Genomic DNA, 14,085 nt, shown 5'->3' on the forward strand with positions numbered 1-14,085 from the left:
TTTCATCTACATTTGCCTGTTATTCCCTGAATAGAACATCACTTCATTGCCAATCACACTGTTGGTAGATTTATCGATAATAACAAAGCTAACAGATTGCATGGTATTAGCCATTGGCGACAATGCTTCAACTGAAAACGGCACATTTCGCTTTTCGCCTGGTGCTACGCTTATAGTCGGTACGTTAATAAGCTGCATATCTGATGGCGTTTCTATAGCAATTTCATAGGTTTTGGCCACGCGGGATTTATTTAAAACGGTTAACGTATAAGTGTTTTCAATGTGTCCCGCGTTGTTCTCTCTGTAAAGCGCGTTGCGGTCACGGCTAATTGAAGCTTCGAAGTCCTGCCTGTCGATAGCCCACTCGCCCATTGCGAGCAGTATGGCAATGATTGCGGCGCCGTAAAGATAGTTAGTGAATTTACGCCCAGAATTCCTGCCGGCTCGCGAAAAATTGATAAGTTTGAGCGGATAGCCAAATTTGGCCATGATCTTGTCGCATGCGTCAATACACAGGCCACAGTTAATGCACTCGTACTGAATTCCTTCACGAATATCTATGCCTGCTGGGCAGACTTGAACGCATAAATTACAATCGACACAATCGCCCAAGTCTTTGTGCTGTGAAAAACGCTTCCTTGGTCCGCGACTTTCTCTTCTCGTTTCGTTGTAAGTAACCAATGACGTACTGTTATCAAACATCGCAGCTTGAAAGCGAGAATAGGGGCACATGTGCGTGCACATTTTCTCTCGAAGCCAACCGGCATTGGCATAAGTGCAAACGGCAAAGAACATTGTCCAGCCTGAAATTAACGCAGGCGCAGAGAAAGTGAAAAACTCAGTATATAGACGAGATGCCGGATAGAAGTAAGACATAAAAACCAGCGCAGTAATAAGGCTTAATGCCAACCATGCACTGTGTTTTGCCCCCTTCACGACTACTTTTGTTAGTGAGCTAGGCTGCTTATCTAAAGCCTTGCTTTGATTGTGCGTACCTTCAATACGGCGCTCTACCCAATTGAAAGCGAGAGTCCATACGGTTTGAGGGCAAGTAAAGCCACACCATACTCGCCCGTAATGACGGGTTACTAAAAACAAAACAAAAGCCGCAAGAATAAACAGAAAGGCAAAAATCATGAGGTCTTGTGGATACAACACCCATGTAAAAAGCGTGAGGGTTTGACGCCCCACGTCAAACAAAATCGCCTGCTGTCCTTGGTATTGAATAAAGGGGAGCGCAACAAACAGCGTCACTAATACTACATTCAAGTATCGACGTATTTTTTGAAAGTGCCCGGTTTCCTCACGGATATAGATTTTTTTGCTTTCTACGGGTGTACAAGCAATGATGTCTTCTTGCCGAATTTTAACTGCCGTCATTAGCTTTCTCCGAAAATTTTGCGCTAATGGTAGGGATTTAAGGCCGTTAAAATAGAAACAGATTAGGGGTTTCTTTATAGATCAGTTGCTATAATTTTTGAGGTGTAGGCTTTGAAGTCGCAGATTTTTAAGGTGTATGTTTTTCTTGTTTCAAACCTGCGCCCTATGCAGAATGTGCAAAAACTACGGTTTGCGTTACGCAGAGTGATAACACGTTATTTATGAAAGACTTTTTATAAATAACGAAAGCTTAAGCAGTTGATTGCGCTTCGCTTCATTCAGAGCAAACGACGCGTTTAAACGAAAACAATGGTTAAACTCATTGGTTAAGCTAAACAGCTTTCCAGGCGCAATGGTGATGTGTAAACGCAACGCTTCTTTATAAATAGCCATTGCATCAACATGCCCCCGGCATTCCACCCACAAAAAATAGCCGCCGCTATGTGTATGAATAGTCGCAACGTCTGATAGAAGGTCGGCAAGCAGCGCCGTTTTCGTCTTCTTACGAGCGATGAGTTTTTTTCGCAGCTGCTTTAAATGAGACTCGTAATTTTTTGTGGATAAATAGTCTACAAGCGCAAGCTGTATCGGCGCACTGGTTGCCAATGTACTCATAAGCTGCTGTTTTTGTATTTCAAGGGCACGCTTACCTGCGGCGACCCACCCTATTCTGTACCCTGCCACTAAAGACTTGGAGAACGATGAACACAACATGCTATCTCCCTCTTTCATAAAATGCTTAATTGGCAGAGGTGGACGCTTATCAGCATAAAGCTCGGCATACACATCATCTTCAATAAGGGCAACATTATACTTATCGAGTAACACGGCCACCTGCTGTTTTTGACCGTCACTCAATGAGTATCCAACTGGATTTTGAAAGTTGCTCATAAGCCAGCAGGCTTTCACATTATGATTTTTAAATGCGCGCTCAAGTGCAGCTACATCCAATCCAGTGTTGGGTGATACCGTTACAGTAATCGCTTTTAGACCTAAACGTTGAAGCGCCTGAAGCGTTCCATAAAACACCGGCGACTCGACCACCACCCAGTCTCCTGGTGTGGTGCATGCCTGCAAACTCAAGTTCAGCGCCTCTAGCGCACCAGCGGTAATAATGATTTCATCAGGCGATATATTCACGCCTTTGGCGGCATAGCGCTTAGCGATGATTTTTCTAAGGTCCAGGTTACCTGGAGGCAAATTATCCATGGCGCTGGTCAAGGAAATTTGCTGGGCGGCAGCTGCAATAGACTTATTTAAATGTTGCCTTGGATAAAGGCTTGGGTCGGGGTAAGCAAATCCTAAACTGAACATGTGGGGGTCGCGAGAGGCCTGCAGCACTTCATATACAAAGTCGTTAATGCTGACGGCTTCTGTGGCCTGTACACGCTCTTTTGAGGCATTGCTCGCTTTAGCTGTTACCAGAAAGCCAGAACGTTCTTGGGAGCTGACTATGCCTTGGCTTTCTAACATCTGATAGGCGTGCAGCACTGTCATTAGGCTGAAGCCTGTTTGTGCTGCCTGTTTGCGAAGCGATGGGAGCTTTTCATTTTCTACCCACACGCCGCGCTCAATCTGCTCTTTAAGTTGGTGAGCTAAAACTTCGTATTTAGCCACGTTATACTCCGATAGTTCCCACCAGCGGAGTATAACAGTGAGGGCAGTATTCTGTTATAAAAACAATACTACCAATTTACGCGTTATCTTAGGTTAAAGATTTTCTTCAGCAAAACTCGCAAGACGACTTCTTACCACGCCGTCTAGGTTTATGGTGGCACTGCCCGAGAAGTCTTTAAACTTCTCAACCAAGTAAGTAAGCCCCGATGTCACTGCGCTCAGATAGTTACTGTCTATCTGCGCCAAGTTACCGCCCACTATCAGCTTCGTTCCTTCACCACAACGTGTGATGATGGTTTTAAGCTGTGACGCGGTTAAGTTCTGCGACTCATCCAAAATCACAATCGCATTTTGAATACTTCGGCCTCGCATAAAGTTTACCGACTTATACTGAATGTTGGCTTTTTCCATGATGTAATTCATAGAACCTTTGGTATTTTCGTCGTGCTTGTGGAGTACTTCCAAAGAATCGGTAATTGCTGCCAACCAAGGCAACATTTTTTCTTCTTCCGTCCCCGGTAAAAAACCAATCGACTCAGCAATTTCCGGCGTGCTTCGCGTGACAATGATTTTGTCATACATGTTACGCTCTACCACCATTTCAAGGGCTGCCGCTAACGCAAGTAACGTTTTACCACTACCGGCAGGGCCAGTGAGAATAACCATATCAATGTGTGGGTCTAGCAGCGCATGAAGCGCCATGGCCTGCCCTATATTTTTGGGTGTGATGCCCCAGGCATGACGACCCATCAAGCGTTCATAACCTAAATCCAACACCTCTAAATGATCGTCGGTGATCTCTTCTACTAAACCTGCAAACTGTTTAGTTTCGTCGAGCAAAAACTCGTTTACATACGCTTCTGGCAACATAGACTTGGGGATAGTGTGAATAGTGTCGCGCCCTTCGCTGCGGCTATCCACGCTTTTTACGCTATCCCAAAAATTACCTTCAAAGGTATGAAACCCGCGAGATAAATATTTGATGTCAGTAATTAGCTGGTCGGTGCGGTAGTCTTCAACATGAGCGAGGCCTGCCCCTTTCGCTTTAAGGCGCATGTTTAAGTCTTTGGTAACCAACACCACTTTTTGCGGCGCGAACGTCTTTTGTAAGTGCAGCGCTACGTTAATAATGCGGTTGTCATTCTCGTTGCTGGTAAACACTTGCTGAGCCTCAACCATGTTGAGGTCGGCGAATATAGATAGACTCCCTGTAGGTGCCGTTTGACCCGCGCCCAACCCGTCCATCGATACACCCGCTAGCATATCTTCTGGCGTTGCGTCGTGGAGCAAATCCTCCATAGCCCGAATGGATACCCGTGCATCACGCGCCACGTCTTTTTTGCTGTCTTTGATGTAGTCGAGCTCTTCCAATACGGTCATTGGAATAACAACGTCATGTTCTTTAAAGGAGAGAAAAGCGTGAGGTTCGTGCAGCAGAATATTGGTATCGAGGACGTAAATCTTAGTATCGGTAGAATTTTTTCTTGGCATCCTTCACTCCGGTAAATAAAGCCAGGTTAGACGTATTGTTCATTTATGAACGCACGCGCTAACAAGCTACAGTTACGGTTGTAGGAGAATGCCGCTCGAAACAGGACTTCTTCCCCTACTCGCGTCGACTGAGAAGCAGTACTACTCTTTCTGCCTCAAAGGTTCGTTTGTTAAATTAGCGAACCCTTAATTCCACCATAATCCAGTTTTTGAGATTTAGCACTGTTTTTTCTTTTTTATTTTTCGTTAGAGCAAGTGATAAGCGAAGAGCAGTCCCTTCACGTAATATGAGATAGCACAGCGCTCCCATTCTGCATTAACAAGAAACTGGCATACTTGGTTCGTAACAAATGCTCACACTTTAACTACAGTTAGCGCAGCTTTAGTTGCGTTTTTAATACCCAAATAGGCTAAGGTGTATTTGTTGAAGCGGTGAATTAAACACGGGTGCTAACCCAATGCCACAACACCTCAATAAAGTGGATGCGTTTAAATTAATAACACTCAGGGAAAGATCAGCTATGAATTGGCTTAACATCACAAAAATAAAAACGGCCATAAGCGTGACGTTGGCGCTACTGGCGTGCTTTAACGTTGAAATTGCATGGGCGAATAGCCAAGCGCTCAATGATTCTTCCCCTTCTACTATTCTAATCAAGGTTGAGAAAAGCACGGCTGATACGTCTGAAAAATGGGTAGTCACTTACACATTAACTACGCCAGCCAAAACGCTGGCTTTTGTTAGAAACCCAGATACATCAAGAACAACACGTTGGTTCGCGCAAGACAACGACATAGAAATCGTCTTTGATGACACCAAACACCAAGAACTTGTGCGCTCGAAGTCAGGCAAGTCCCTCTCTACCGTGTCATTTTTACTGACGCCCACCTATAAACATTTGGGTAAAGATTACGCACCATTTTCTCCTTTTTCTGATGGTGGAAATACCTTTCACTCTGGGCGACTGTTTGCTTGTGCTAATGCCTGTACTGAAGAAGATAATAAATGGCACCTGACACTCAATGTTCCCAGTGATGAACACATATTGTTGAATGGCAAAGTAATGAAAAGCAGCGTGTCGTGGACAGATAACAATGATGGAAGAGTCGTGTATGTGGGTAAGCAACAGCCAATTATTACCGATGATGTGGTTGCCCTAATTGATCCCGGGCTTCCTGAAAGCATTAAAGCTTCGCTAGAAGAAGATATACCCAACATGATGGCGTTTTTCTCCCATTCTCTTAATCCGCTTAAGGGCGAAAAGCCCATGTTATTTGCCTCTTACGCAAACGTAGACGATCACTCTACACAAGGTGGAACACTACCTAACCAGATATTTATGCATTGGAACAGACAAGACTTAAATGAGCAGGCCAATAACAGCAGCTTTGTTAACCAAACACTTTGGTTCTTTGCTCACGAAGTCGCCCATTTATATCAGCCCGGCAGTACTGAAGGTGTATCAGAAAACGAGGAGCAGTCTTGGCTGCACGAGGGCAACGCCGACTACTTTGCGGCAATCGCCATGAACTTCCTCTACGAAGACGCCAATAGCTACGTTGAAAGCCGAATGACCCGCGCTTTCGAGAGCTGTACTGAAGGGCTGGCGCAAACAACGCTGGCTCGTGCTTATAAAAACGGACACTTCAATCTTTATTATTCATGCGGGATGATAATGCACCGCGCCATTGATAGCGTGGTGCAACAAAAAACGTTAGGTGAGGAGTCGCTGTTCACCGTATGGAAGCGACTTCAAAAAGCAGTGAATAGTGGCATGCCACCTGGCACAGCGACGTTCCTAACCTTGTTAGAGCCCTACAATGCACCTGAACTTATCAAAGCCATCAACAATGCAACGAGCGATGATGCTTTCAAAGCCATTCAAGGAATTGAAACTTTGCACCAGTTACCTGAGTAGGCTACTTAATGAAGTAGCCTATTGCTTTATATTCGCCATCAACTTCCACCATAGAAAGGGTCTCTACTTTCATTGTGGTCTGGGAATCAAAGTCAGTGGTGAACGACAAAATTAGGTAGTTTCCTTTAGGCAATCCAGGCAGTGAAGTTGGCGCTTGTGCTAACGCGATTTCCCTCGACTTGGCCGCCCCCAATGGCTCCCTGACTAGCTGCATCGCCTCGGTCCATTTAGCTACTGAAATACCGCTTCTAAAAATAGCCCCACTCTCTTTCCAGCTTTGTTCATATTCACCGCTGTCGATAAGTTCCAGCCAACTTGTTGCATCTTCAAGGACTTCGCTACTGACATTAACTGGCTTGCCAGCTTCAATTACTTGGTTGCTACCATTGTTTGCATTGACCGTTTGCGCATAATAAATAGCAACGAACAAACTGATGGCGAGCGCTAGCGTGATCCAAAGAACATGTTGGGGATTCAACGACGCTGGCCGGTCACCCTGCAGCTTAATTGAATGATGAGCTGCGGCATTCTCGCCCGCAGTAGAAGTTTGCGAGGTTGGCAGCCCTTGAGGATGACTTGTGGTGGCGTGGGTTTCACCCATTAAAAGCGCATCGGGCGTCGTTTCGAAAACTGAAGCAAGTGCGCCTATTGAATCGTGTGATGCAGATTGTGTTTTCTCAATTCGCTGAATAGTACGCAAACTCAATCCAGACACATCTGCCAGATGCTGCTGACTCCATGCCCTAGCATTGCGAAGTTGTATAAGCTTTTGACTGTCTACTTTCATATCCATCTCGCGCTTCCTCCTGTTAGCTGCGATTCACATACGTTAAAAACGTAACGCGGTTAACAGTAAGAAATATCCATGGTCAGTGATACGACAGTTTTACGCCAACCCTGTGACAAAGCAAGCCTGATGGGCACGTCAACGTTCTTATTCTTTTGCTACCAGCATTCTCGTTGTGAAGCAAAGAAGGCCTACTAGTGCTAATCGTCTTGTTAACGCAAGGCATAGGTACTCAATCCCCCCACCTGCAACCGCAAATCAAATGAGCTAGTATTAATGACTTATCACAACGCAATGCGTACAATACCGCCCCCCGAAAAATAGGTTGGTGATTTATGAGTTCAGATAGTCAATTTTCAGTTGGTCAGCGTTGGTTAAGCAACACAGAAATAGAGCTGGGGTTAGGTGTCGTTATCGGTAGCGACTTCCGTTCTGTCGAAGTGTTGTATCCAGCAACAGGCGAAGCGCGAAAGTATACTAAGCAAGATGCGCCGCTTACGCGACTAATTTTTGAAATTGGCGAAACGGTCAAAAGCCAAGACGGCTGGGAAATGACCATTACTGAAAAAGAAGAAAGCCAAGATCTTTTCATCTATCACGGGCTTCGCGAAGACACCAAAGCGCAAGCGCGATTACCTGAAACCATGCTAGACAGCCACATTCGCTTGAACCAACCTGAAAAGCGCCTGTTCAGTCAGCAATTAGACAACCCTAAATGGTTCGATTTGCGCGAGCGTGCTTTAGATCATCAATACGATTACTTACGTTCAAACACCATTGGTCTTGCAGGTGCGCGCATATCGCTTATTCCGCACCAACTCCACATTGCGTCAGAGGTAGGCGGCAGACACGCACCGCGCGTATTACTTGCCGATGAAGTAGGACTTGGTAAAACCATTGAAGCCGCATTGATTATTCACCAGCAGCTTAAAACAGGCCGTGCAGAGCGCGTGCTTATTTTGGTTCCAGACTCGCTCATGCACCAATGGTTAGTTGAAATGCTTCGCCGCGTTAACCTTCCTTTTGCCATTTACGATGAAAGTCGCTGCGAAGCCATAGAAAAGAGCGAAGGCTTAGAAGATGACGAAACGTCTGACGCGAGCGCTGTGAATCCATTTGAAAACGACCAGCTGGTACTTTGCAGTATCGACTTCCTAAGCAAAAGCGAAAAACGCCAGCAGCAAATTCAAGCTGCAGGATGGGATTTAATGGTTGTCGATGAAGCCCATCACCTTGCGTGGTCAAGTGAGGCTCCCTCAGCCGAATACCTGTGTGTAGAAGCATTAGCCAACCAAACGCCTGGTGTATTACTGCTTACCGCAACGCCTGATCAACTTGGTCACGAAAGTCACTTTGCCCGCTTGCGCCTGCTCGACCCGGCTCGCTTCCATAGCTACGATGCATTCTTAGATGAAGAATCGAAATACAGCCAACTGGCCGATGCGGTAGCGCCATTACTTTCAGACGCCGAGCCTAACGACAAACAACGCAGCAAACTCGCAGAATTCGCGCCTGACGTAATGGAACATGCGGGTGATTTAAGCTCGCCGGAAAATCGCCATGCGCTGCTGCACCAACTTATCGATTGTCACGGCACAGGCCGTATGCTGTTTAGAAACCGCCGCGCCAATATCGAAGGCTTTCCGATGCGTAAATTAAGCGCTTACGAACTGGCTTTGCCTGAGGTTTATTCAGATGCAGTGAGCGGCGGCGACTTAACCTATTCACTGTATCCTGAACGTATGGCAAGCGTGGTTAACAGCTGGACCAAGCAAGACCCGCGCGTTGAATGGCTGCTTGATTTCATGCAAAGCGTTAAGCCAGAAAAGATTCTGCTTATTTGCGCAAGCGCCCGTACAGCGCAAGAGTTAGGTGAGGTTATTCGCACGCAAACCGGTATTCGCCACAGTGTATTCCACGAAGGCATGAGCATTGTGGAGCGCGACAAAGCGGCTCATTATTTTGCCGATGAGGAAGACGGCGCACAAATTCTACTGTGTAGTGAAATTGGTAGCGAAGGCCGTAACTTCCAGTTCGCTCACCATTTGGTGCTGTTCGATTTGCCTATTACGCCAGATCTGCTTGAACAACGTATTGGTCGTCTTGACCGTATTGGCCAAACCCAAACCGTACAAATTCACGTGCCGTATTTAGCGAAAACCGCGCAGCACGTATTACTAGATTGGTATCACGAAGGGCTGAATGCCTTCGAAAAGACCTGCCCCACGGGCTCTGGTGTATTCGACGACGTTAAGCCTCTGCTTATTGGTGCGTGCTTACACCCTGACGATATGAGCGCGCGTGACGAGCTAGTGAACATGAGTGTTACGCTTAATAGCCAGCTCGTAGCGCAACTAGAAGCCGGTCGCGATCGTCTTCTTGAGCTTAATGCCTCGGGTGAAGGCCGCGTAGAACAACTGCTTGAAGACATTATTACCCTTGATAGCGAACAAGATTTGTCGCGCTTTATGGGTCGCGTATTCGATGCTATTGGTGTTCAGCAGGACGAAAAAGGCAATGACTGCTTTATTCTTATGCCAACTGAATCGATGGTGAGCCAGCTTCCAGGTCTTGACCCAGAAGGCATGACGGTTACTTACAAGCGCCGTGTAGCCACAACGCTAGAAAACGTACAGTTTTTAAGTTGGGATCATCCACTTGTGCATACAGCCATGGACGTAGTACTCACCGACGTACACGGAAAGAGCAGCATGGGCTTCGTTGCCGAGCCGTCTTTGCCAAAAGGCGCTTATTGGGTTGAGGCGTTGTTTGTGCTGCAGGCGCAAGCGCCTAAAGCGCTTCAGTTGGGTCGCTTCTTACCTCAAACGCCCGTGCGAGTGTGTTTAGATGCGCAAGGAAACCCGTCTGAATTAAGCTTCGACGTTAAGCGTAAAATTGGACGTAAGATCTCGGCTCAGCTTCTAAAAGCCTTGCAACAGCCGCTTGAGCTTGCCATTGAAAAGGCGCGTAAGCTTGCCCATCAGCAAGCTAACCAAAAGCAACACGACGCACTTAACAGAATGCACAGCACGCTTAACGAAGAAATACAGCGCTTGCGCGATCTTCAAAAGCGTAACCCAGCAGTACGTGACAGCGAAATTGAGTTTATTGAAACGCAAATGAACGCCCTTGATAAAGTTATTCAGGATGCAGATGTTCAGCTGGACGCCATTCGTATTGTGGTAAATAACCCGTAACCTCGAAAGGTTAAACATTCAAGAGCGACTGTGAAGTAACGAGTACATAATGGCGAACCCAAGTTTTGTTTATAACCCACCGATGACACCTTATCTTGATATTTTGTATCAAGATGAGGACATGGTGGTTGCGCATAAACCTAGCGGGCTATTGAGCGTTCCGGGCAAAGCTTTAGAGCACCGCGACTCGCTGATTAGCCGGGTGAACCGTGTGTACCCCACCGCCACAGTAGTGCATCGCTTAGACATGGCGACTTCGGGTATTTTGGTGCTGGCGCTTAATAAAGATAGCCATCGCCATATCTCGAAACAGTTTGAGTTACGTCAAACTAAAAAGCGCTACTTCGCACGTGTTCATGGGCATGTAGAACAAGACAGCGGAGAGGTTAACCTTCCCCTTATTTGCGACTGGCCAAACAGGCCAAAGCAAATGGTAGACTTCGAGCGCGGTAAAAAAGCCGTAACGCACTTTGACGTCATTGAGCGCACACTGGATGAAAAAGAGCGACCCTATTCTCTCGTTGCCCTTTATCCCATTACCGGTCGCTCTCACCAACTGCGAGTACATATGCTTGCTTTGGGTCACCCTATTTTGGGAGATAGACTCTATGCGCATGAAGAAGCGTTATCCATGGCGCCTCGTTTACAGCTTCATGCTGAAAGCTTGAGTCTTTCGCACCCGACACTTGGGCATTGGCTGCACTTTAATGTCGCCATCCCTTTTAGTCCGTTTTGCCCAAAGCCGCTCTCAGAAAGTTTTGAGTAGCGTTTTAACGCTATTCAACTTTATCAATAGACTCCATTTTAGTTTTAACGCACCCTGCCGATAACCTTCGTATAACGCTTGATGTACGAATTAATTTGATGCTGTCCAAGCTGAATAGATCCAGATTAAGGTAAAGGCAAACCACATTTTATGAAAAGGCACGCTCTCCTTTTAACATTTGCTGTTATTGTTTCGCTATTGCCTATGACAGCTCACTGTGACTTTTTCACAGATGTTAGTCACGCCTATCTGCCTGGAGAAGTGAAACCTTTGATGATTGGAGAAGTTGAATCCCCAATTATTGAAATTGAAGCGCAAACACCATTACCTTTGGGTGTGGCTATCATACTCACAGAGCCTTTTCCCTCTAGCCTTACGCTCGCGCAGGGAAATAGCCTTGCCAACATGCTTGCTGAAAAAGGCTGGAATGTAGTGATAAGTCCGTTTAATTTGCCGGTCAATGTCACGTCCCAGCAGAACCTACCTGCTGAATCTACAAACACCGACATGTCAGACTCTGAAACTACGTCTATGTCAGCCCAAAATATCCACCCCAGAAGTAATCAACTTACGCAGTATCTCAATTTTGAATCAGCAACTTCAGCGCTGAGTTTACAACTCAATGCATTGAATAATTATTTACAAGACAATTCAGGCTACCGTATGGTCATTGCACAAGGCATGCTGGCCACAACTTACTTGTCCGTCGTAGAGCAACAGCCTCAACTTCATCCAGACACTTTCGTAGCCATTTCACCTTTTTGGCCAGAAGAATCAACGAACACATTAGTTATAGATAATATAGCGCAGTCCAGCTTTCCAATATTGGATCTGTCACTAAGTGGATTTAACGACTGGGCGAACAGTACCACGCAAAAGCGAAAAATTAGCGCAAAAAACGCACTAAAGATGCACTATCGACAAATAATTATTCCCAGCAATTTATTAGCCTTTAGTATAAAGGAGTTTCAGAAATCCCCTCATATTCAGATAGTTGCAAATAGCACTATTGGTTGGACTCGCCACCTAGGCTGGTAATTCGATAATTAACCGATTACGCTAAATTAGTATCCAAAACAATTACCTAAATTTAATGGTGTAAATAGCAAGCCTCTGTCCTAAGCAGTAAGATTGTTATGAACTATAATACTTTTAGCAAACATAAACGGTTGAGTTACTTGTGAGTGTTCAAGATTTCGTAGATAACAAAGCAAAGCAGCTGTGTTTCTATTTGAGAGCATTTTGGCAAGGAGAGCTTCCTATCGAGGAGATCGAGCTATTCTTTTGGGATAGTATGGAAGAATGGGGGCAAATTGATTACACCTTAACGCAGCCCTACACACAAAAAGAACGAGTTTTTTGGCATTTACTTCACCAAGTGCACTATTGGAATGAAGATAAGCTAATTAACGACCAGTTTCTTGTAGATGAACTAAATAACTGCGTGAATTTCCTTGAAGGTTTGGGTCATTGCCCACTCGACTGCGTAGGCATTCGTCCATAGTAAAACTTTCACTTCAACGCGTTATTGCTTCTCACTGTGGTTCATGGCTCAATATGCTTTTGTATTCTTGCCTAAGGCCGCAGTTTTGCTCAACGCTTTAAAAACGTTTAACGACAAACGATACCTCAGTATATTTCTTTTCGGCATTTCCAGTGGCTTCCCTTGGATCATGATTGGTTCAGTGCTATCTGCTTGGCTCAAAGATGAAGGTTTGTCTCGCTCGGCCATCGGCTTATTCGGCATTATTTTCGCGACATACTCTTTTAATTTTCTCTGGTCTCCGCTTGTCGACAAAATCAAGCCCCCACTATTAGGTCAACGACGAGGTTGGATTTTCGCTATGCAAGGCTGTGTAGTTTTGCTGTGTTTAGTGATGTCTCAACTCACTGCAGACCAAGATTTGTTTTATGTTGCATTAATCGGTTTGCTTATTGCTATTGCCTCAGCCACGCAAGATATCGCCATCGATGGTTTTCGCATTGACTGTATTGCCCAAGACGACAAAGACGGCATGTCAGCTGCGTCTTCAGTAGCCACCGCCGGCTGGTGGACAGGTTATGGCGGGCTTGGTGCTATCCCGTTCTTCTTGGCTGACATGACATCTTGGACTTGGCCAAACATTTATCTTTTACTCGGTGCTCTCATGGCTTTATTAATGTGCGCCACGTGTTTAGCGAACGAGCCACAAATTGACCGCGAAGCCTTGCTTGAAAAGATAACAGCCAAAGATACAAAGCAGTCTCCCGTTTTTCACTGGATACAAACTACTCTGGTCACGCCATTCGCCGAATTTTTCAATCGAAACGGCGTTAAATTAGCGGCGTCGTTTTTACTGTTTATCTTTCTATTTAAAATCGGTGAAGCCTTTCTAGGCCGCATGAGTATCGTGTTTTATAAAGAAATTGGCTTTTCTAATAGCGATATCGCTACTTACTCAAAATTACTCAACTGGTGGGTAACCATTGTGTTTTCACTGTTAGGTGGATTGGTTAACATTCGCTACGGTATTTACCGCGGATTAATGATTGCGGGTGTGGCCATGGCCGCGTCTAACTTACTATTTGCACTGATCGCGCAAACAGGCCCTTCCACATCTCTTTTAGCCATAACCGTTATTGTCGATGGCTTTACAGGGGCTTGGAGCACCGTTGCCATGGTCGCGTTTATCTCACTATTGTGTAATCGGGCGTTTAGTGCAACCCAATACGCACTCATGGCCTCCCTGAGTGTTGCGGGCAGAACCTTGGTCGCTTCTAGCAGCGGCTTTGTTGTAGATGGTCTTGAAGGCAATTGGAGCTTGTTCTTTATTCTCACAGCAGTCATGGTAATTCCCAGCCTTTGCTTTTTGTATTCAATTAGGCACCACATAAAGCGCGTTGAGTCACCGTAATTTTTTTCTACTTCCTTGCAAGTTAGCGTTAGTT

General features: G+C 45.6%; 10 protein-coding genes. 6 read left to right on the plus strand and 4 right to left on the minus strand.

Translation table 11 applies throughout. From position 1 onward, the window contains the following. Positions 1–6: 6 nt before the first annotated feature. From ccoG to MHN00_RS03005, 3 genes are all read right to left on the minus strand, one after another. The gene (gene ccoG, locus MHN00_RS02995; RefSeq protein ID WP_239300211.1) at positions 7–1,380 is read right to left on the minus strand and encodes a cytochrome c oxidase accessory protein CcoG; all 1,374 of its coding nucleotides are present in this window, start codon (positions 1,378–1,380) and stop codon (positions 7–9) included. Between the two features lie 219 nt (positions 1,381–1,599). Beyond that, positions 1,600–2,997 carry a PLP-dependent aminotransferase family protein gene (locus MHN00_RS03000; protein WP_239300213.1) on the minus strand — a complete coding sequence of 466 codons (1,398 nt, stop codon included), beginning with the start codon at positions 2,995–2,997 and terminating at the stop codon, positions 1,600–1,602. 93 nt (positions 2,998–3,090) lie between these two features. Next, positions 3,091–4,488, minus strand: a complete 1,398-nt coding sequence (locus MHN00_RS03005) for a PhoH family protein (protein WP_239300215.1) — start codon at positions 4,486–4,488, stop codon at positions 3,091–3,093. Between the two features lie 521 nt (positions 4,489–5,009). Here MHN00_RS03005 and MHN00_RS03010 point away from each other — a divergent pair. Further along, complete coding sequence (locus MHN00_RS03010; RefSeq protein WP_239300217.1) at positions 5,010–6,407, plus strand: hypothetical protein; 1,398 nt, start codon at positions 5,010–5,012, stop codon at positions 6,405–6,407. 1 nt (position 6,408) lies between these two features. On the opposite strand, the gene MHN00_RS03015 is transcribed toward MHN00_RS03010, so the two are convergent. Next, complete coding sequence (locus MHN00_RS03015) at positions 6,409–7,200, minus strand: DUF4019 domain-containing protein (RefSeq protein ID WP_156077864.1); 792 nt, start codon at positions 7,198–7,200, stop codon at positions 6,409–6,411. A gap of 329 nt (positions 7,201–7,529) precedes the next feature. Between MHN00_RS03015 and rapA the strand changes: the two genes are divergently transcribed. The 5 genes from rapA to MHN00_RS03040 all read left to right on the plus strand — a co-directional run bounded on the left by rapA (position 7,530) and on the right by MHN00_RS03040 (position 14,051). Beyond that, complete coding sequence (gene rapA, locus MHN00_RS03020; RefSeq protein ID WP_239300219.1) at positions 7,530–10,391, plus strand: RNA polymerase-associated protein RapA; 2,862 nt, start codon at positions 7,530–7,532, stop codon at positions 10,389–10,391. 49 nt (positions 10,392–10,440) lie between these two features. Beyond that, on the plus strand, positions 10,441–11,157 hold the full coding sequence (gene rluA, locus MHN00_RS03025) for a bifunctional tRNA pseudouridine(32) synthase/23S rRNA pseudouridine(746) synthase RluA (protein WP_014948190.1): 717 nt from the start codon (positions 10,441–10,443) through the stop codon (positions 11,155–11,157). Between the two features lie 150 nt (positions 11,158–11,307). Continuing rightward, positions 11,308–12,195, plus strand: coding sequence for a DUF3530 family protein (locus MHN00_RS03030; protein ID WP_014948189.1), 888 nt, complete (start codon positions 11,308–11,310; stop codon positions 12,193–12,195). 142 nt (positions 12,196–12,337) lie between these two features. After that, positions 12,338–12,661, plus strand: coding sequence for a hypothetical protein (locus tag MHN00_RS03035; protein WP_014948188.1), 324 nt, complete (start codon positions 12,338–12,340; stop codon positions 12,659–12,661). Between the two features lie 43 nt (positions 12,662–12,704). Continuing rightward, positions 12,705–14,051, plus strand: a complete 1,347-nt coding sequence (locus MHN00_RS03040; protein WP_239300221.1) for an MFS transporter — start codon at positions 12,705–12,707, stop codon at positions 14,049–14,051. Positions 14,052–14,085 lie beyond the last annotated feature (34 nt).

The organism is Alteromonas sp. Cnat2-8, from assembly GCF_022348355.1.
Lineage (GTDB): Bacteria > Pseudomonadota > Gammaproteobacteria > Enterobacterales > Alteromonadaceae > Alteromonas > Alteromonas macleodii.